The 18,556-nt window shown below is 60.4% G+C and carries 20 protein-coding genes; 11 read left to right on the forward strand and 9 right to left on the reverse strand.

Annotation, left to right across the window (positions count from 1 at the left end):
• Positions 1-450 precede the first annotated feature (450 nt).
• The 7 genes from ACSBOX_RS16015 to ACSBOX_RS16045 all read left to right on the forward strand — a co-directional run bounded on the left by ACSBOX_RS16015 (position 451) and on the right by ACSBOX_RS16045 (position 6,036).
• A complete protein-coding gene (locus ACSBOX_RS16015; protein ID WP_442543328.1) occupies positions 451-1,185 on the forward strand; it encodes a GAF and ANTAR domain-containing protein in 735 nt (244 codons plus the stop codon).
• Positions 1,186-1,201: 16 nt separating this feature from the next.
• Entirely contained in the window at positions 1,202-1,435 is a 234-nt protein-coding gene (locus ACSBOX_RS16020) for a hypothetical protein (protein ID WP_442543329.1), read from the forward strand.
• Entirely contained in the window at positions 1,432-2,211 is a 780-nt protein-coding gene (locus ACSBOX_RS16025) for a GAF and ANTAR domain-containing protein (protein WP_442543330.1), read from the forward strand. Before ACSBOX_RS16020 ends, ACSBOX_RS16025 begins: the two co-directional genes overlap by 4 nt.
• Before the next feature lie 117 nt (positions 2,212-2,328).
• Complete coding sequence (locus tag ACSBOX_RS16030) at positions 2,329-3,048, forward strand: GAF and ANTAR domain-containing protein (protein ID WP_442543331.1); 720 nt, start codon at positions 2,329-2,331, stop codon at positions 3,046-3,048.
• A 10-nt stretch (positions 3,049-3,058) separates the two neighbouring features.
• Positions 3,059-3,388, forward strand: coding sequence for a hypothetical protein (locus ACSBOX_RS16035; RefSeq protein WP_442543332.1), 330 nt, complete (start codon positions 3,059-3,061; stop codon positions 3,386-3,388).
• A gap of 928 nt (positions 3,389-4,316) precedes the next feature.
• Positions 4,317-5,498 carry a DUF262 domain-containing protein gene (locus ACSBOX_RS16040; RefSeq protein WP_442543333.1) on the forward strand — a complete coding sequence of 394 codons (1,182 nt, stop codon included), beginning with the start codon at positions 4,317-4,319 and terminating at the stop codon, positions 5,496-5,498.
• Positions 5,499-5,508: 10 nt separating this feature from the next.
• Positions 5,509-6,036: a HEPN domain-containing protein gene (locus ACSBOX_RS16045; protein ID WP_442543334.1), complete on the forward strand. Its 528-nt coding sequence runs from the start codon at positions 5,509-5,511 to the stop codon at positions 6,034-6,036.
• A gap of 210 nt (positions 6,037-6,246) precedes the next feature.
• Here ACSBOX_RS16045 and ACSBOX_RS16050 read toward each other — a convergent pair whose 3' ends face one another.
• Together ACSBOX_RS16050 and ACSBOX_RS16055 are read right to left on the reverse strand one after the other, a co-directional pair.
• Positions 6,247-7,179 carry an HNH endonuclease gene (locus ACSBOX_RS16050; protein WP_442543335.1) on the reverse strand — a complete coding sequence of 311 codons (933 nt, stop codon included), beginning with the start codon at positions 7,177-7,179 and terminating at the stop codon, positions 6,247-6,249.
• Between the two features lie 281 nt (positions 7,180-7,460).
• Positions 7,461-8,396, reverse strand: a complete 936-nt coding sequence (locus tag ACSBOX_RS16055; protein ID WP_442543336.1) for a 2-hydroxyacid dehydrogenase — start codon at positions 8,394-8,396, stop codon at positions 7,461-7,463.
• A gap of 594 nt (positions 8,397-8,990) precedes the next feature.
• On the opposite strand from ACSBOX_RS16055, the gene ACSBOX_RS16060 reads away from it, so the two are divergent.
• The 3 genes from ACSBOX_RS16060 (at position 8,991) to ACSBOX_RS16070 (ending at position 10,764) form a co-directional block, all read left to right on the forward strand.
• Positions 8,991-9,152, forward strand: coding sequence for a hypothetical protein (locus tag ACSBOX_RS16060; RefSeq protein ID WP_442543337.1), 162 nt, complete (start codon positions 8,991-8,993; stop codon positions 9,150-9,152).
• A 140-nt stretch (positions 9,153-9,292) separates the two neighbouring features.
• On the forward strand, positions 9,293-10,267 hold the full coding sequence (locus ACSBOX_RS16065; protein WP_442543338.1) for an aldo/keto reductase: 975 nt from the start codon (positions 9,293-9,295) through the stop codon (positions 10,265-10,267).
• A 146-nt stretch (positions 10,268-10,413) separates the two neighbouring features.
• Positions 10,414-10,764 carry a hypothetical protein gene (locus tag ACSBOX_RS16070; RefSeq protein ID WP_442543339.1) on the forward strand — a complete coding sequence of 117 codons (351 nt, stop codon included), beginning with the start codon at positions 10,414-10,416 and terminating at the stop codon, positions 10,762-10,764.
• Between the two features lie 282 nt (positions 10,765-11,046).
• Here the strand turns inward: ACSBOX_RS16070 and ACSBOX_RS16075 are convergent, their stop codons facing one another.
• The 3 genes from ACSBOX_RS16075 to ACSBOX_RS16085 all read right to left on the reverse strand — a co-directional run bounded on the left by ACSBOX_RS16075 (position 11,047) and on the right by ACSBOX_RS16085 (position 13,958).
• Entirely contained in the window at positions 11,047-12,153 is a 1,107-nt protein-coding gene (locus ACSBOX_RS16075) for an ABC transporter substrate-binding protein (protein ID WP_442543340.1), read from the reverse strand.
• 66 nt (positions 12,154-12,219) lie between these two features.
• A complete protein-coding gene (locus ACSBOX_RS16080) occupies positions 12,220-13,074 on the reverse strand; it encodes an ABC transporter permease (RefSeq protein ID WP_442543341.1) in 855 nt (284 codons plus the stop codon).
• Positions 13,075-13,100: 26 nt separating this feature from the next.
• Complete coding sequence (locus ACSBOX_RS16085) at positions 13,101-13,958, reverse strand: ABC transporter ATP-binding protein (RefSeq protein WP_442543342.1); 858 nt, start codon at positions 13,956-13,958, stop codon at positions 13,101-13,103.
• Positions 13,959-14,182: 224 nt separating this feature from the next.
• On the opposite strand from ACSBOX_RS16085, the gene ACSBOX_RS16090 reads away from it, so the two are divergent.
• Entirely contained in the window at positions 14,183-14,851 is a 669-nt protein-coding gene (locus ACSBOX_RS16090) for a response regulator (protein WP_442543343.1), read from the forward strand.
• Between the two features lie 23 nt (positions 14,852-14,874).
• Here ACSBOX_RS16090 and ACSBOX_RS16095 read toward each other — a convergent pair whose 3' ends face one another.
• From ACSBOX_RS16095 to ACSBOX_RS16110, 4 genes are all read right to left on the reverse strand, one after another.
• Positions 14,875-15,438, reverse strand: coding sequence for a YceI family protein (locus ACSBOX_RS16095; RefSeq protein WP_442543344.1), 564 nt, complete (start codon positions 15,436-15,438; stop codon positions 14,875-14,877).
• Between the two features lie 97 nt (positions 15,439-15,535).
• Positions 15,536-16,315, reverse strand: coding sequence for a DUF2182 domain-containing protein (locus ACSBOX_RS16100; protein WP_442543345.1), 780 nt, complete (start codon positions 16,313-16,315; stop codon positions 15,536-15,538).
• Positions 16,316-16,465: 150 nt separating this feature from the next.
• Positions 16,466-17,005, reverse strand: coding sequence for a hypothetical protein (locus tag ACSBOX_RS16105; RefSeq protein WP_442543346.1), 540 nt, complete (start codon positions 17,003-17,005; stop codon positions 16,466-16,468).
• A gap of 74 nt (positions 17,006-17,079) precedes the next feature.
• Positions 17,080-18,366 carry a hypothetical protein gene (locus tag ACSBOX_RS16110; RefSeq protein WP_442543347.1) on the reverse strand — a complete coding sequence of 429 codons (1,287 nt, stop codon included), beginning with the start codon at positions 18,364-18,366 and terminating at the stop codon, positions 17,080-17,082.
• Positions 18,367-18,556 lie beyond the last annotated feature (190 nt).

Raw genomic sequence — 18,556 nt, forward strand, 5'->3', positions numbered from 1 at the left:
GTTGCTGGACCGCGCTTTGCCTGGGGAGATACCCCCGCCAAGGTTCACTCGAGGTCTCCTGCGACCAAACTGCACCCCGCCGCACAGCGCGAACATCGAGATGGCCGGCCCTTTGACCATGGAGATGGGGGTGACTGGGTTGAATGGGTGCCAAGACTGACCTCCTCGTCTTGTATCGAGAAGCCAGCTGCTTGACCTATTCCAGCATATAAAAAGTGACTTACGTCATGTCAACGAAAATGACTATATTTCGACCGGCAACCTCCCTGGCGAACGCGGGCAATTGGGGCCTCGTGTCCAAAGGCCGCACGAGGGCGTAGTGTCGAATTAGGAGATTTCGGGATGGGTCGTTCGGGTCCGGGGATTGAATATCAGGGCTGTGCCGCGCGAGAGCGGGTGCGGCTACAGGTCCGGGTTGGGGGTCCCGGGCATCCTTGGAATCGAGGCCGCATGGCCAGCAACGACTCAGTACCCACTACGGAACAGTTGCAGGATCTCCTGCTTGAAAGTCCGGGCTTCACCGAATTCCTTCTGGGCTTGGCCACCATCTCAGCATCTTTGTTGGACGGCCGGGAACCCCTTTTGTGCGCCATCACGGTCGAGCGGGACGACGGCCCCTCAACGGTGGCCAGCAGCACCGCTGCGGCGCAGCGCTTGGACGAAAAGCAATACGCGTTCGACGACGGCCCTTGCCTCACTGCCTTGCGTCACCAACATCGCGTGCTGATTGATGACCTGCGGGCCGACGACCGCTGGGGGCATTACGCCCTCCAAGTGGCGGGCGAAGGTATTCGGTCCGTTCTGGCGGTACCGATCCGAACGGATTCTTCGTCACGCGCAGCCTTGAATTGCTACGCCTATGCGCCCGGGACCTTTAACCCGGCCATAGTCTCCCGGGTGCTGGAGCATGCCGAAACAATTTCGAAGACGCTGAGGCTGGCGCTGAGGCTTCATGTCCCCGAACCGTACCCGGAGCACTTGCGATCTGCCCTGCAGTCGCGTTCAGTGGTGGACGCGGCGCTGTCCTTGATCATGCTCCAGAACCGTTGTGGACGGGACCACGCGATGGAGCTGCTTCAGCTTGCGGCACGGAACAGCAGTCGGCGTCTTCATGACATCGCCACCGACATCCTCAACGCATCAGTCCCCCGGGATTGGACTTCCCCGGGTGTATCCCGTGAATAATCGTGAGGGGCCGGGCATGGGTCTTCCTGAGTGGGCATCCGCACAACGGAGAATCGCCGCCAAGTGGTATCTCGAAGGCAACACAGGCTTGGCGGGTGTGTGGACCTACTTCTTTGGATTGGGGGGCGATGTGGATGAAGTGGCAATTGACGCCTACCTTCATGAGCTCGGCGAACTCCCGCCATCCCAAATGAACCTTCTGGCGTTGGCAATGCAGGAATTGGACACCGACAGGATGGCAGACTCATGACCAACTCAGAGCCGAGGCCAACCAGCAATGCACTGAATGGATTGGCCGCTCACCCGAACCAGGACCTTGGCATCACCCTCCAGGAGCTTGTCTTGGAAAGCGTCGACCTTGACGATTTCCTTGCTAACTTGGCAACTTTGGCAGCGATCACCCTCTTCTCTTCCTCCAACGCCGTCTCATGCGGCGTCACTGTCATCACGAGGAAAAAAGGCATCATCGGCGCCAGCAGCGATGAAAGAGTGGGCGCGCTCGACCAACTGCAGATTGATTTCGGCGACGGGCCTTGCCTCACCGCCCTTCGGCACAATTCAGTAGTTTTGGTAGTCGACAGCCGCCACGAAAGCCGTTGGGGTGACTACATGGAGGCTGTTTGGCGGAACGGCATTGGATCCATCCTGGCAGTCCCCCTTGACCTGGCCGGTGAGGCAGACGCCGTCGTGAACCTCTACTCGACCACTCCACATGGGTTTTCCGGACCGGACATTACGGCTGCGGAAGAATTCGCAGGGAGCGCAGCGAAGTCCCTGCGCCTGGCGTTGATGATCTCCCAGTTGCGTAACGCCCGGGACGATCTCACCGCAGCGATGCAGTCCCGCTCGACGATCGACACCGCCGTCGGAATTGTCATGGCGCAGAACCGATGCGGCCGCGACGCGGCCTTCAAGGTTTTGACCCGGGCGTCGAACAGTCGAAACGTCAAACTCCGGGATATTGCCGCAAACGTGATTGCCTCCGTTTCGGGTGAGACGGATCCGGCGCCCTACTTCGACGAATAGCCAAAGGGTGGGGAATGGTGCGGACTAAGCTAGGAACAGCGCACCAACTGCCGTCATGGATTCTCTTACATAGGAACGCTTGCGGCTCGATGCACTCGACCTAGATGAATGAGGACTATGGCGCGGAAACTACCGCTGGATGAACTGTCGACCGTTATTGCGCGAATCCAGGGCCTGCTGCTGACGGAAGAGAAAGTGGACCGCGCCGTGCGGTTGCTGGCCCGTGCCATCAAGGACTCAGTTTCCGGGACCACCGGCGCAGGGGTTTCCATGCTGGATTCGAGGGGCAGGCGGACCAGCAGTGCGTCCACGGACGAAGTGGTCACCCGCGCGGACGCCCTCCAATATGAATTGGGCCAGGGACCGTGCCTGACGGCCTGGGCGATGGAGGAAACGGTGATCGTCCGGGACGTCGCAACGGATCCGCGCTGGCCGGACTGGACTGACGCCGTGAGGGACATGCCCATCCGTTCCGTCGTCAGCACACCTTTGATCGCAGAGCAAGAATGCATCGGCGCCTTGAAGATCTATTCGGACTGCGCCGACGCTTTCGGCGAAGACTCCGCCCGGGTGCTGGAGCTATTTGCCGCCCCGGCTGCAACGCTCCTTGCGAATATCCAGGCCAGCGAAGCACCCCACCGCATCAGTGAAGCCCTTGCGGAGTCCCTCCATAGTCGCGACCTCGTGAACCGGGCCTGCGGCATACTGATGCAGCGCCACTCTTTGACCGTTGACATGGCCCTTGCCGAACTGATGCGCCGGGCCCGGCTCCAGAACAGCACCTTGGGCCAGATCAGTGCCGATCTCGTCGCCGGGATTCCGGCAGCCCTGGAATAAGGCCGGCCCCATGGGCTTCGATCCGCACGAACCACAACAGCAGCGCATGCTGGCCGCTGCCCTGAAGTCAGCCCGCATCAACGTCGGCGACCTCTGGCTCAAGTACTTCAGCCTGGGCGGCGAAGTTGGCGAGTACGAGGTGGAAGCCTACCTCCAAGGCCTCCTCTCCCTGCCCGTCCTGCAACGCGACCTCCTGTCGATGGCCGCCAACGAACTCATCGACACATCCCCCCAAGGTCGCGCACCCTACTCCGACGAGTTCGGCCCGGATGGCGAGTCTCCGAGGAAGGAACCTGGGTCCGGGACGCAGGAGCTGCCGGAGTCTGGTTCCGGGGAGTAGGCGGCGGGTTGCGTCGCCGGTGTTTTGGTGCACGACGGCGGGCGGCACCCGGGCGGGTGCGTTCACTTCATGCGGTGGTTCCGTCGCGGGCCTGACGACGCGGTGCCGAACACGTAGACACACGTGGACCTAAACACGTAGACGCCGGTTCTTCCACACTGAATTTCGCGATTTTCACACGGAGATTCGCTCAAAACACACGGAGATTGGCCCGATTCCACACGGAGACGGCCTTTCGCAGGTTTATCTTTCTTTCAGGATGGGCCGTCAGCAGCAGCTCAAAGGCTGACCAACTCTCCTAACCAAGCTATGTCAGCCTAACCCTTCGGGGGATTGAATTGGCAACAACTTAGCGGCCTGTTGCATGCCTTGCGATCTGGATGACTGGGTCATGAAGCTGCCTACTTGCACCGGATCGCCGGTACCAGGGGTGACCTCGAACCGGACATGGCACGGGGCCTAAATTCGAGACTCGGAGCGAAGCCTTCAGACCTTCCCGCTATCACATCTCGACTTGCCGGGGGCCTGTAGGTTGAGGGAAGCGACCGGGATACCCGTCCTTGATTCCCGCGGTATCCGCGCTCGCCAAAGGCCTATCTAGCTGGAACCCGATCTGTGCATAACCGCAGTCAGTATGACTCCCGTCAGTCGTGCTGCGGTGGCCGTCGTCACGCACAGATCTCTGAAGTGGTTTTCTCGCATATTTCCGCTGATCGCAGCGCAGGCCTTCTGTTCGGCCCCTAGAGGTGGTGCCTCGGGCTGGCCGGCTGCGCTTGAGACGCGGGCATCGGTAGGTCGTCCCCACTGTCCCCGGCGCGCCGGAAGTCGGCAAGAAACACTGAACTCGTTGTCCTCTGGTGGCTACCAACACCTTCGCCGATGGCTACTATGAGGCTATCTGGATACGTCACCTTTCAAGGGATCTTCATTGACTGAACAACAATCTCCGCTTGCCTCGTTCGAAATCGACCCCTTCGAACTCGATGTATTCGACCCCGAGACTGATGAGGCCGAGAACGTACCGATTACGGAATACGACCTGGTCTCGACGCCGAACGATTTCAATGTGCTGACCATTCAGAATTTCCTGGAGACAGGCGCCGTCAAGGTCCCGAAGTATCAAAGGAACTTTGTATGGGACCGGCCTCGAGCATCGAAACTTATCGAATCCTTGATCCTCGGGCTCCCTGTACCGCAAGTATTCCTATACGAGGAGGCGCGAAACTCCTTTCAGATCATCGACGGTCAACAGCGGTTGATGTCGATCTACTTCTTCATGGTTGGAAGGTTTCCACGCAAAGCAGCGAAGCCGCGCCTGCGTGATTTTTGGGGAATACAGGGAGCGATTCCGAATAGCGTCCTCCAGAACGACGAACTCTTTGAACCGTTCAAGCTTGCACTACCCACGCCCGACGGAAGCCCCATGAATCCTCTCCATGGTGCGAAGTACGAAACCCTTGGCGATAAAAAAATCCAGTTAGGTATGCGCACCCTGCGGAATGTCATCATAAAGCAGGTGAACCCGGAGGGTCGGGGGGCCGTGTACGAAATCTTCAATAGGCTAAACACCACAGGCGTGAACCTGACACCGCAGGAGATTCGTATGAGTCTCGCCGACTCGGCGCTCATGGAGCGGATTATCGATCTAAACCTGTCGGAGAACTGGCGGAAGCTCATTGGCGCCGCAACGCCGGATCCGAAACTCAAAGATATCGAGATCATTCTTCGAGTTCTTGCGATGGCGGACGATTCAGGAACTTACAAGCCTTCTATGGTGCGCTTCCTGAATAGATATGCGGACAGAACGCGTAAGTACGACAGGGCCGATGTCGATTCGCGGGCAAGGTTTTTTGAGGACTTCATCGCGGACGTATCGAAGATTGACCGGACCGTATTCCTAATTTCTGGTCGTTTCAGTGTTCCTGTCTTCGAGGCGATCTATGCGGCTTACTGGCAAGGCGGAGGAGGCGGCGTCTTGAATGAGGTCACCCTTCGCAAACTAATGCAGGATCCAGGTTTTGTTTCGGCTACCTCCGACAAGACCACGGACACAAAGAATGTCGGCGAAAGGATCAAACTAGCTCGGCAACATTTGTTTGGAACCCGGTAGGATCCCGCCGATGTCGATGTCACCTTTCATTCGCGAGCGGGTCGAGATTAGACAGCAGCTTCAGAATGCCAAGGAGTGGTCGCTGCTCAATGTATACCAGACTGACCTACCCAAAATTCTCGTTGTAGCCACGGCAAGTAGATTCGAAGCTGAGATCACAAGGCACATTGAGGACTTTTATAAAGAGGTCACCACTCACGATTCAGCTACACTTTTCGTCGTGAACAAGGCCCTTTCACGTCAGTACCACACTTTGTTCGCGTGGAAGGAGAACACCGCCACGTATTTCATGAAATTGTTTGGCGAGGAGTGCGCGTTAAACTTCAAAAGTCAGCTTGAATCTCATGAGTGGCTTGCGACCTCAGTAAAGGATTTCTTGACCCTGGGCAGGACGCGGAACGAATTGATGCATCGGGACTTCGCCTCTTTTCCCCTCGACCTGACGGTGGAGGACGTTGAGCAGCAGGCAGACTCTGCCGAACGCTTTGTTGCCGTGATCCCAAAAGTAATCCGAGTTGAGCCCATTTCCTCTGCTTGAGCGTGAGAGCAACTCGGACAAAAGCACAACTGGGACTACGCAGCGATCAATACCGTGCGCCGCACAGAAGGATAGGCAGGAGACTTTCTTGGGATAAGGGCGACCTAGGTTGCAGCGGTTTGATGCAAGCCTGCCTCTGGGTGGGGCTTGTCACGCTCTCCAGACGCCGGTGGCGCGATGGGCCGCAACGGGAACTTCCGAAACAAGCCCTCAAGCGCTCCTGAAATCCTGATAGGCGTGCTCGAGCAAATCACGGCTCGGGTACTCTCGACGGTTTTGCGGCAGCTCCATGAGACGTTGACCGTGTCTCGCTTGTATCCCGTAAGTCAGCATTGGGCCATCGACTTCCGCCAAAATGTCGTCTCGAACTTCCACTATGAAATCTGGACGAATGCCCAGAATGTGCGCGTCAAAAGCAGCATGGTGAATCTTGCACAGCGCCATACCGTTTACAACAGAAGCAATACCCAGTTCTGACGAGTCTGGAACGATATGGGCTGCGTCGAGCAATTCTCGGTGGGCCAAGGCACACACGGCGCACCTGGTTCTATAGGCGCGAAGTATGGTCGAGCGAAAAACAGGTTGATGCAAACGTCGTTTGGTTTCCACGGTGAGATATCGACGAAGGTGCTCCTCTATCGGGCTTTCCTTGCTGATGAGCCCTCGATCAACGTTTGGATCAATGACGAATTGCTTGAGTTCAGGCTCTTCCCAAAGAAGATAGACGGGGAAGACCGGTTGAAAAACGGCAGGCCCCATCCCGACTCCGAAGAACCAGATAAGAGGTAGCTGCTGCTCCATGGCGGACCGCATCGCGCGATTGTCCGGGTGCTCCGGGTCATCTCCACGCCATGCATAGCGAAGGAGCCCGTCCGCCCCCATTTCATCGTTGTATGGGCGTTCCCTACCAGGCGCCCTGTAAACGGTTTGGATCGAAAGTGCCGCCTGAAGATCCCGCGGCTTCCAAATCCCCGTCTGCGTGGCCTGAAGTCTTCTTGGCTCCCCGTCCAAAGTGAAGTCCTTGATGTCCTCTCGGGTGAGCCAATCCTCGCCATCATTAGTACGTACCGTCAGCCATGCCATCGCCTCACGCCGCAACTTCGCGTCGAAATTCACTGTGTCGGTTTCCCCAATTGCGGCCATCTGCCCAGGATAGCTCGGGAGTCGTCACTCCTGCCGCCGCCGAGCCTGCGCGAACACAAGCAAGGCTTCCGCGGCCCACCACGCACCCGTTGTCCCTCCTCCCCCATCCTGTTGGATACCGTGGATACTCGGGGCCTTCACCAACGAAAGCTCGTCATCGCCGGCTACCGGCCGACGTCGTCGTGGCCAAAAAGTTCTGAACCGAATGCGGCCACGACGGCTCCTTCGTCGGTGTCAACCGCATGCCCGAGTCCATCCGTTCCGGCTGCCCGCGAAGTCAGCTACGTCGCAACTGACTCCTCGCCCAGCACCACGTTCACCGGCGCCTCACCGGCCAACAGCAACGAGATCTGCTTCTGGATCAGCCGGACCATCCGGGGGAACATCGCTGAGCTCGCCCCGCCTACGTGCGGCGTAATCAGCACACCGGGCACCGTCCACAAGGCATGGTCGGCCGGCAGTGGTTCCGGGTCGGTCACGTCCAAAGCAGCACGTAGACGTCCCGAAGACGTCTCCCGTAGCAAGGCTTCCGTGTCCACCACCGGACCCCGCGCCACGTTCACCAACAATGCGCTGTCCGGCATGGCGGCGAGGAACCGAGCATCCACCAACCCACGAGTTTGCTCGGAGAGGGGAACGCTGACCACCACGATCTCGTGGAGCGGCAACTGTTCGTACAGTGAGTCGATGCCGAAGATCCGGCCCTGTTCATCGTCCCGCTCTCGGCTTGCCATCCGCGTCACGTGCGTTTCGAAGGGCAAGAGTCTGGCTTCAATGGCCTTCCCCACTCCCCCGTAGCCAAGCAGGAGAACGCGGCGGTCCGCGAGGCTGGGGCGCTGGCCGTTTGCCCATGTTCCGGATGCCTGGTTCCGAACAAAGTCCGGGATCCCGCGCTGGCTGGCGATCATCATTCCCAAGGCGAGTTCCGCCGTCGACGTCTCATGGACGCCGGCCGCGTTGGCGAATACGCATCCCGACGGCAAGACGTCAGCGACGCCGTCGTACCCTATCGACTGGCTCTGCACGAGCCTAACCGTCACGCCGTCCAGCGCCGTAAGCGCATCTGGCCGGCCCATGTACGGCGGCACCAGCAGGTCGAAGCCGTCGGCCGGGGCAGGACAGGTCAGGTCCCACACCACGAACTCGACGTCGGCGGAAGGTTCCATGGCGTCCAGGAGTTTCTGATCGGGCAGGCACACCCGCAGCCGGGCGGTCACCGCGCCACCATCAAATCGACGTTCGCGGCACGCAGCGCGGTTTCGCTCATTTCCCTATTCCTGTTCCCTTTTTGCTGGTCGAATTGTCCGGACGGCACGTCGTATTCCAGCACCAATTTACTTTCCACCGTTGTCCGCGGCCCGTTCGGACATCAGCACCAGTGGGGCCAAGTCTGCGACAACGGGTGGGACCCGGGCCTATAGTGTGGCATGACCGGCAAGCAAGTGAGGTTGGAGCGGATACTGACGATCGGCCTCGGCTATGCCGTTGGCGCGTCTTTTGCTTGGATCGTTCTGCTTTCACTCGGCTGGGAAAAACCTAAGTCACTTCCCATGTTCTTTTTCACTTTGGTGGCCACATGGGTGGTTGGGTCAGCGGTAGCCCGCGTGATTAGCCGACTCAGATTCAAGCTATGGCGACGGCGCGGGTGGACGGAATGCTGGATTCGTTCGCCCGAACCCTTGCCCGGAGGCGTAGCCAATGGCTGGGTGCGGGGCTTGCTTTCCGTACGCGCCCCACTTGTTGACTTCGTGACAAATGAGTCTCGGGACGGTCCATGGGTAAGCCCTGCTACTTTCCTTGTCAATGGGCGCATGCCCTTGGACCGCGGGCACTTGGAGCTGTCGGATTTCGCGGCAGTCAACTTCGGCCCAGGTTTCCGGGTGGTCTCACTCGAGACCACCTACGGACCCATCGACGTGGCCGGGTATCCCGAAGCCCTCGACCAACTGGACGCAGAACTGTTCGGGCGATAGTCGGCGTCAGTCGCCTTCCACTGAACTCGAACCCACGTTGTCCCCCTTCGCCCAACGTGCCTATAGTGGCCCTACCTGCATCCCTCTCTGAGCACCGTCCTGCCGTCCAGCACGTTCTGCCATCTTTAGGAGAGAACCCTATGGAAAACCGCACGCTTGGTTCATTGACCGTTTCTGCCCTCGGCCTCGGCTGCATGGGCATGAGCGAGTTCTACGGCGAAGGGGATGACCGCGAATCCCTTGCCACCATCAACGACTTCCTCGACGCTGGCGGCAGCTTCTTGGACACCGCCGACATGTACGGGCCGTTCACCAACGAGAAGCTCGTGGGCAAGGCCATCGCGAGCCGCCGCGACGACGTCGTTGTGGCCACGAAGTTCGGGAACGAACGGCGCGAGGACGGATCCTTCCTGCGCGTCAACGGCACGCCCGAATACGTCCGCTCCGCCTGCGACGCCAGTCTGCAACGCCTTGGCGTGGACCACATCGACCTGTACTACCAGCACCGGGTGGACAAGTCCGTCCCCATCGAAGACACCGTGGGCGCCATGGCAGAACTGGTCCAGGCCGGAAAGGTCCGGCACCTGGGTCTCTCCGAGGCAGCACCAGACACCATCCGACGCGCGCACGCCGTGCATCCCATCACCGCATTGCAGACCGAGTACTCGCTCTGGGAGCGGGAGCCCGAAACGAAGGTCTTCCCGGTCCTGGCTGAGCTGGGTATCGGATTCGTTCCGTACAGCCCATTGGGGCGCGGCTTCTTGACGGGCCAAATTCGCAGCGAGGACGATTTCGCCGAGAACGACTTCCGCCGGCACTCCCCTAGGTTCCAAGGCGAGAACTTCAAGCGCAACCTGGAACTCGTGGGCCGGGTGAAAGAACTCGCCGACCAGAAGCAATGCACGCCCGGTCAACTGGCCCTCGCATGGCTGCTGGCACAGGGCGAGCACATCGTCCCGATCCCCGGCACCAAGAAGCGCGAACGCCTGGCAGAGAACCTGGGGGCCACCGCCGTCGTACTCTCCGAAGACGACCTGAAGCGCCTGGACGAGCTGGCCCCGGCAGGCTCTACCGCCGGAGCCCGTTACCCCAACATGGCCAGCATCGACACCTAAGCACAGACGCGCCCAAGGGTTGACCCTTGGGCGTGTTATGGCCTAATTTAAACAAACCGCTCGTCCGGTTTTGGAAATGCCTGCTCCCCGATGGAGATAAACATGCGCCTCGTAAGGAAACTGCTTCTGCTCGGCGAAGTGATCCCATGACAAGCCATGAAAGCAGAGCCGGGGACAGGAACACCATCGGACCTCTCCAACTGAAGAGCATCTGGCATGAGCATGAGCTCAGGAACTTCGACCTCATGGTCATACTGCAAATTTCCGGGTGTGAGCACATTGCGCAGCGTGTGATCGGTGGCGAGTCAGTGTCCGCCGAAGAAAAGTCGGTCTTGGCGATAGCGAATGAATTGGCGGAACAAAAAGGCTACCTTCCCCTCTTCGACGTGACCGATATCGATGCTCGTATCTCGAACAACGCAGGACCGGAGCTGGAAAAGTTCTTTAGCTCCGAAGAATGGCAAAAGAGGGACCGAAACAGTACGCGGCGGCTCTAGCATCGAGGGTTGTCAGGGAGGTCTGCAAGATGTCTGCTCGCACTGTTGTATTTGCCGCGGTAGCAACCGGGTTACTTGTGTTCGTCGTTCCGTACCTTGTCTCACCACTGTTTGGGACTGCTCCGAACGGGACCGACACGTTGATCATCGTCGTTCTGCTCTGGGTCGCTGTCTGGACGGTCAACAGAACAAGATCCCAACCGAGATGATGATCGCCTAGAAACAAAACAATCGGCCTGCGTGGATTACCACGCAGGCCGATCGTGTGGGAGCTAGAAGAGATTAGCCGTCGCTGCCGGCAGGGGTGCTGGTGGCGGTGTAGCCCTCCAGCTTGAGAGCAGCCTGGGCGTACTTCTGGGTGAACGTGTCGGCGATGTTGACCTTGGAGGTGTCAACGCCGATGGTCTTCTCTTCGTCGAAGATCGTCTTCGGGCCACCGGCAGGCATGATGCCGTCCGGGAGGAACTGACCCTTGTCCTGGTTCAGCGCGGTGACGTACTGATCCTTGGAGATGGTGCTGTTCTGGACGAAGGACTGGGGCAGCTTATCCGCGATGTCCTGTGCGGAGTGGGTGCTGATCCAGTGCATGGTGTCGACGAGGGCGTTGACGACCTTCTGGGCTGCGTCCTCGTGGGTCTTGACCCAGTCCGACTGGGCGAGGAGACCGGCAGACGGCAGGGTGCCGCCAAGCGCTGCCTTGGCTCCGTCAGTCGTGGCGAGGTCGATCGCGGGAACGGCGAGGTTCTTGCTCTCAAGGGCGCCCACGGTGGGCTGGGTGGTCATGACGCAGTCAGCGGACCCGCGCTGGATAGCCGCGATTGCGGTTGCTCCGGCGCCGACGGCGATCGTGTGGTAGTCGCTCTTCGCGAGGCCGGCCTTCGCAGCGATGAACTGGGTGAGCTCATCGGTTCCCGAACCGAGGTCGGTGACGCCCACGGTCTTGCCCTTGAGGTCTGCGCCCGTCTTCACGTTTGCCTTGGGGCTGCACATGATGCGTTCGCCCGGGGCACTCGAAAGCTGCACGAGGTTGATGACGTTCTTGCCCTTGGACTGGAAGTCCACGGTGTGGACGTACCATGCACCGGCCATGTCCACCTGCCCGGATGCCATAGCGTCTTCGGCGCCGACGCCACCCTGCTGCTCCGTGGAGAGCTCCACCTTGACGCCGTACTTCTCGTAGTAACCGAGCTGCTGCGCGAGCTGGTACGGCAGGTAGATCTGCTTGTCGATGCCGCCAACCATCATCTTCACGGTGGGCATGTCAGCCGCATTTGCCGTAGAACCGCCGGCAGAAGCCGGGGTGCTGCTGCTGGCACTGGTGCCACAGGCCGCGAGGCTGAGCGCAACGGCGCCTGCAGCGGCGACAGCATACATCTTGTGCTTCATCATTGGGGCACACACTTTCTTTTTGTTATTCACTGGATTTGGTGCAAATCAGGGGTGAAGCCGGGTGACTCAGATGGCCTGGGCTTCGGAGCGGTTCGGCGGCCGCCATTTGAGCAGCTTGTGCTCGAGGACGGTGATGAGGGCTTCGGCGCCGAGAGTGATCGCCGCAATGATCACCATGCAGGCGAAGACCGTATTGGGATCGAAGGTCCCCTGTGCCTGGCTGATGATCAGGCCGATGCCCTGTTGGGCACCGAGCACCTCGGCAACAAGGGCGCCGATGATCGCGAAGCCGAACGCGGTGTGGAGGCTCGCGATGATCCAAGTCATCGCTGACGGAATGGTCACGTGGATCGCGACCTGAAGCGGTGATGCACCCAGGACCCGCACGTTCCCGACCAGGTTCTGATCCACTTCACGAACGCCCTGGAAGGCGTTGAAGAAGACGACGAAGAAGACCAGCACGGCGGCGAGGAGCACCTTCGGGAAGACTCCCAGGCCGAAAGCCACGATGAAGATGGAACCGAGCACGATGCGGGGAATCGAGTTCACGATCCGGATGTACGGACCGACGACCGCTGACAGGTACTTGTTCGAGCCCAAGAGGAGTCCCAGCACGACGCCGACGAACGTCCCGAGCAGGAAGCCCATGAAAGCTTCCTGCACCGTGACCCAGAGGTTCTCCCAGATGGTGCCGAAGGCCGTCCCCTCTGTGAAGAGCTTGACCAGGCTGTTCCAGATTTCCGTTGGCTGGCCGAAGAAGAACTTATCCACCCAGCCGGCCGTGGTGAACCACTGCCATCCCCCGATCACGGCTACGGCGAGGATGGCCCGGCCAATCCAGATCCATGCGTTGCGGCGGTTCATGCTACGCCGGGCGGACGCCTTGAGCTCACTCGCTTGATCCTGCACTTGCTCTTGCACGGGAGCACCTCTACTGATTGTGGTTGTCATGCTGCTACACCCGCCGATTTCTTGTAGGCCCGGGTGACTTCGTCCTTCAAGGACTCCCAGATCTGGCCCTGCAGCTCCAGGAACCGCTCCTCGTGCCGGATCTTCTGGACGTCTCCACGCGGCCTGGGAAGATCGATGTTGAAGACATCCTTGATGGTTCCCGGGCTGCTGGTCATGATGACCACCTTGTCCGCGAGCGCCACGGCTTCGTCGAGGTCGTGCGTGATGAACAGGACAGAGGGGCGAAGTTCCTCCCAGAGCCCCAACAGCTCGTTCTGCATGATGGCTTTGGTCTGCACGTCGAGGGCGCCGAACGGCTCATCCATCAGCAGGATCCGCGGGTTGTTGATCAGCGCCGCCGCCATGGCGACACGCTTGCGCATGCCACCGGACAACTGGTGTGGATACCGGTCCTCGAAGCCGGCCAGGCCCACGCGGCGCAGCCAATCCCTGGCGAGCAAGGTGGCTTCCTTCTTGGGCGTCCCGAGCAGGACCGGGCCGATCAAAACGTTTCCGAGAACGGTCTTCCACGGGAAGAGAGCGTCTGCTTGGAACATGTAGCTGACACCGCTGGTGATGCCTTCGACGATCCGATCGTGAACGCTGACGGAGCCGGCGCTTGGCCGCTCCAGGCCGGAAACCTGAGCCAGCGTGGTGGACTTGCCGCAGCCCGTCGGTCCGACGATCGCGCAGAACTCGCCTGGTTCGACCCTCAGGTTCACATTCTGGATGGCAGTGAAGGTCTCGCCCTTGGGCGTGAGGTACCGCTTGGTCAAGCCGACAATGTCGATGCCCGCGGCGTCCTCAGCCCTCTCGGGGGCCCCGGGCGGCCGGTTGGGGTGGGTAGCATTCATTTGCTAAGACCTCTCTGTCTTTGGAATCCCTTCATCGGGATTTCCTTGAATTCGTGATGTGGATCACGGCAACTGTGTCAAGCTTAGGAAGGGAGCATCCGGGCCAGAAGTCTTCAGTAAGTTGTGCGCCTTAGCCGCAAAAGTGCACGTTTTGTGCGTTTTCTGCCGTCGCTTCAACTACCGGAACGCCCGCACCGTCGCGGACATGGAAAGGAGCCCAGACTTTGATTAGGACATTGGTGGTTGACGACGATTTCCGGGTCGCCGGAATCCACGCTGCCCGCGTGGCAAGGGTTGATGGTTTCGAATGCGTGGGTCAGGTGTACAGCGCCGCAGCCGCGCGGGAGGCGATAGAGCGCCTCAACCCGGACTTGCTCTTGCTGGATGTGCACCTGCCGGACGAGGACGGGATCTCGATGCTGCGATCCCTCCAGGCGGCCGGAACCGACGTCGACTGCATTGTCATTACGGCAGCCCAGGACCTGGCCACGGTCAAGTCTGCGATGACCAGCGGCGCGGTCTACTACATGGTCAAGCCGTTTAGCTTTGACCGGCTCCGCACGCAATTGGAGGCCTACCGGAGCTGGCGGCAGGAGCTGGATTCCGCTTCAACTGCCGATCAAGCCACCATAGATAGCCTCTACAACTCGCGCTCCGCCGGGGTCAGGCCCGCGGCTCCGGCGCCGCGCCTGCAGCCCACCATGCAGAAAGCGTTCGACGCCGTCCGCGCCGCCGGGGGTCCGATCAGCGCCGCTGAAATCGCCGGGCAACTAGGTGTCAGCCGCCCGACAGCGCAGCGTTACCTCAGCGTCCTGGAGCGCAAGGGCCTTCTCGTTTTGGATCTCACGTATGGCAGCACAGGCCGCCCGCTCAACTCCTATACCGTGAGTTGAGCGGACGGCCGGCTACCTTTTGACTACTCGGCTGCTACGGGTTCGGCCTGCTTCACCAGGGCGGCTTCGAGGTTGATCTTCACCTTGTCGCTCACCAGGAAACCGCCGGCCTCCAAAGCCGCGTTCCATGTCAGCCCGAAGTCCTTCCGGCTGATCTCGGTTTCTGCGGAGAACCCGGCGCGGGTCGCGCCGAAAGGATCAACCGCGACGCCGGTGAACTCAACTTCCAGCTCCACCGGCTTGGTGATCCCGCGGATGGTGAGGTCGCCCGTCAGAGTGTAGTCCTCGCCGTCGCCCTCTACGCTGGTGGCCCGGAAGGTCATCTCCGGGAAGGTTTCGACGTCGAAAAAGTCGGCCCCGCGGACGTGGCCGTCACGGTTGGCATCCCCGGAGTCGAAGCTTGCCGTCTTGACCGTTGCGTGGAGGGAAGCGTCGGCCAACGACTCGCGGACGCGGGCCTCGGCCTGCGCATCCGTGAAGCGGCCGCGGACCTTGCTGATTCCGGCGTGCCGGACGCTGAAGCCGATCTCGCTGTGGGCCATGTCGAGCAGCCAGGTGCCGGAAGTCAAACCTTTGGGAAGAGTCATGGTGGATCTCCTGATTCGCAAGAATTTCGCTTGGATCGGTCCCTTCCACCCTTGTTGAGCGTGTCCGTGAAGTCAAGGATTGCGTTGGGGGCCGCCGCTACATTCCGAGTCCAGGCACCATCCCGGGCGCGACGGCAATGGCGACAGCGATCAGGGCCAGCGCTACCGCGACTGACCGGTTTGCCATCCTTCTCCACGGGAGCATCTTCTCCAGCGCGATGAACGCCCCCACCACTGCCATCCAGCCGACGCTCATCACGCCGAGCGCGAAGAGGGCCACCATGAGCGCCCAGCAGCAGGCGACGCACCATGCACCGTGCTCGAGTCCAAGGCGCAGCGCTCCAAAGGTGCCGTAGCGGATGCGGCGCAGGATGAAGTCCATGGGGGTACGGCATTTCATGAGGGAGACGTTCTTGGCCGGCGTGAGTTGGTAGACGGCCGCCACGAAGATCACCCCGGCCGCCAGGTAGCGACCGCCCGGATCGGAGGAAAACAGCCCGGGGATGAGGGACGCGACCATTGCGTAGAGCGCGTATGCGGCGAGGCCGAAGATCGTCCACGAGATCAGGTAGCCGGCGACGAACACCACCGTGGAACCCGGCGGAGCATAGCGACCGGTCTCCCGACGGTGGTGGGTGATCCGGGCGTAAGCGACCACCATGGGCGCCACGGACGGAAACATCATCGCTGCCAGCATCACCACCCAGGTGGTCAGGAAGAAACCGAGCGGTCCCGGATCGGTCCAACGCCCCATGTCCATCCCGGACGTTTGCACGGCTGAAACGATCCAGCTCACCGCCGCGAGAATCAGCAAAACGGCAACCAGGCCGGCCTCGCGTGGGTCCATCCTGAAAGCTGTGGCTCGCGTGGCTCTCATGACAATTCCCAAGACATTGAGGACTCTCCTCGCTAGCACAATCGACCAGCGGAGCTCCCCCAAAGGCAGCGCCTAAATCACTCGGAACGAGACCACGAAACCCGATACGGCCGACGATATTCCGGCCTCATGAGGGTGTCAATGGTTCCGTCAGTTGGCCGGTACCACGTCCCCCAACTCAAGGCGGACCGGGCAGCCGAGCCGCGCTTCGTACGCGGCGGCCAGGGCACTGCTATCTGCGTCCTCCGAAACCGTGACCACCACATGGGATCCGTCATTGGACATCCCGACCACCCGGACTCTTGCTTCTTCCTTCAAAAGGGTACTCGCCCGGTCCATGACAATTCCCGGAACGCACGCTGCGGAACGGAGCGAGATATCAACCCCGGGAACTTGGCCGCGCAAGCGTGAAATCCGGTCGCTCTCGGGGCCGTGCCACGTGATGACGAGCTTCCCCTGTTCAAGGGCGACTGACCCGAAGTTGGGGTCGCCGCTTAACTCTTCGGTGATGAGGCTTGCCGCTGACGCCAGTTCCCCGTCTTGCGGTGCCGCTTCGGTAATCTGGACCGGATCCGTAGCTAGTATTGAGCCGGCATGACGTTGGACACCCCCGTCGCAGGCAGTCAACGCGGCTCCGGAGATCAGCACCAGCAGGGCGCCGGTGGACCCAAGGAAGGTTATGCGCTTCACGGAGATCATCTCGCATCCGGATCTAACGGAGCATCTCGCGCTCCGCGCAATACGGCCCCTGGGTTCATTTTTGCTCACCACACTGGGATGTAGTAGCCCAGCGACGCGGCTATGCTCGACACTGAGGTCGCGTAGGCCGTGCTGCTGCATTTACGGCCTCCCGGGGCACTGTTTCCGGGTACGCCCTGGCAGGTCGAGCCCGACCCACCCGGGATTGCTGAGATGATCCCTACAGCATTGCGCTTCAGGCCGTTTGCCGAGCTGACAATCTGGTAGCCAGGGCCACCGCTGTCTCCGTTGCCGACTGCAGGCTCGCCGTTGGAATGTTGGGTTCTGAAGCCCTTGATGTCAGTGAGGTCTCCCCCGAGATCGTACTTCATGTCGATCTGGTGGACGATGTTGCCGCATTTCAGGCCGCTAAACGAGCCGCTGTAGCAGATCTCCTGGCCAACGTACGGGTATGCCGATCCGTTAATCGGGGTGTGAACGTCGCTATTCCATGCCGCTGTCCAGCTATGCGGTTGCGACCAGCCCGAATCAATGATGCCACCGTCATGATAGGTGTCGCGAGCCGCAACTGCACCCCAAATGTAATAGTGGGGTCCTCCGTCGTAGACCGACCATTGGGAGCCTACAGGGCCGCAGTGGGCGGCAAACATCATTGCTTCCCTACTTGTGATGTTCTGCCTTACTGCGAATCCCGAAGTGCAGGCCCCGCTCCTGCCCCGGTCATAGATTCTGGCACCGCCTAAGTGGTAGTTGACATCGAACTGTCGGGAGTTGGCTGCCGGTACGGGTGCTGCATCGGATGCCACTTCAACTGGCACGCCTAGCGACTTCGAGAATCTGCCGCTGGCGGCTGCCTTCTCCCTTCCGTTCTCCGGAGATTCCCTTAGGGTGACCAACAGGCCGGAACCATCGTGTTTCAGCCCGATAGAGCCAACCGTGGCATCTTTGTGTGCCAGGCTCGCAGCTTTGCCTTTCAGCATCGACGGCGCGAGCTGAGTAGGTCGGATCTCAATGGGCGCCGAGGGTCGCCTTTCGATCGCGTCGAGCAACTCCCGGCTCGGCGCCCCATGCCAATACACAATGAGGCGATCTCGTTTACGTGTCACCTCCACCGAGGCAAAGTTCGGGTCACCGGCAAGCTTCCCGCTCAGTTCCGAGGCCAGCTCGGACATTTCCTCACTCACCGGCGGAAGTGTCAGCAGTTCGATACCGGAAGAGGAGGGCTGAATCGAGGCCAGCGCGTCAGCAGGCGGCGCTGCTTCGGCCGGCCCGCCAGCAGCGTTCGCGGCCAGGCCGCCACCCAGTGAAAGAGCTATCGCAGTGACTCCGACGGCAGTGCTTCTCCAACGCATAACAACCCCCAAAGTTGTTTCCCCAGACGCCCGGAGCGGACAAGACCGGACCGTTGCTGTGAGTTTAGCCGGAAGTTACTGTAAGTGATAGATTAATATCGGATAATTGTTCCTGCGATTCTAGTGCCGTGACCGAATCACACCGCGTGATCGGATCGAAGCTAGGCGTGTTCTGCCGCGGGATACTCAA

The organism is Arthrobacter sp. KN11-1C, assembly GCF_052180225.1.
Lineage (GTDB): Bacteria > Actinomycetota > Actinomycetes > Actinomycetales > Micrococcaceae > Arthrobacter.

Coding starts and splice junctions, on each gene's coding strand:
- ACSBOX_RS16015 (WP_442543328.1), top strand. CDS start 451: ATGGCCAGCAACGACTCAGTACCCACTACGGAACAGTTGCAGGATCTC.
- ACSBOX_RS16020 (WP_442543329.1), top strand. CDS start 1,202: ATGGGTCTTCCTGAGTGGGCATCCGCACAACGGAGAATCGCCGCCAAG.
- ACSBOX_RS16025 (WP_442543330.1), top strand. CDS start 1,432: ATGACCAACTCAGAGCCGAGGCCAACCAGCAATGCACTGAATGGATTG.
- ACSBOX_RS16030 (WP_442543331.1), top strand. CDS start 2,329: ATGGCGCGGAAACTACCGCTGGATGAACTGTCGACCGTTATTGCGCGA.
- ACSBOX_RS16035 (WP_442543332.1), top strand. CDS start 3,059: ATGGGCTTCGATCCGCACGAACCACAACAGCAGCGCATGCTGGCCGCT.
- ACSBOX_RS16045 (WP_442543334.1), top strand. CDS start 5,509: ATGTCGATGTCACCTTTCATTCGCGAGCGGGTCGAGATTAGACAGCAG.
- ACSBOX_RS16050 (WP_442543335.1), bottom strand. CDS start 7,179: ATGGCCGCAATTGGGGAAACCGACACAGTGAATTTCGACGCGAAGTTG.
- ACSBOX_RS16060 (WP_442543337.1), top strand. CDS start 8,991: ATGCCCTTGGACCGCGGGCACTTGGAGCTGTCGGATTTCGCGGCAGTC.
- ACSBOX_RS16065 (WP_442543338.1), top strand. CDS start 9,293: ATGGAAAACCGCACGCTTGGTTCATTGACCGTTTCTGCCCTCGGCCTC.
- ACSBOX_RS16070 (WP_442543339.1), top strand. CDS start 10,414: ATGACAAGCCATGAAAGCAGAGCCGGGGACAGGAACACCATCGGACCT.
- ACSBOX_RS16075 (WP_442543340.1), bottom strand. CDS start 12,153: ATGATGAAGCACAAGATGTATGCTGTCGCCGCTGCAGGCGCCGTTGCG.
- ACSBOX_RS16085 (WP_442543342.1), bottom strand. CDS start 13,958: ATGAATGCTACCCACCCCAACCGGCCGCCCGGGGCCCCCGAGAGGGCT.
- ACSBOX_RS16095 (WP_442543344.1), bottom strand. CDS start 15,438: ATGACTCTTCCCAAAGGTTTGACTTCCGGCACCTGGCTGCTCGACATG.
- ACSBOX_RS16100 (WP_442543345.1), bottom strand. CDS start 16,315: ATGAGAGCCACGCGAGCCACAGCTTTCAGGATGGACCCACGCGAGGCC.
- ACSBOX_RS16110 (WP_442543347.1), bottom strand. CDS start 18,366: ATGCGTTGGAGAAGCACTGCCGTCGGAGTCACTGCGATAGCTCTTTCA.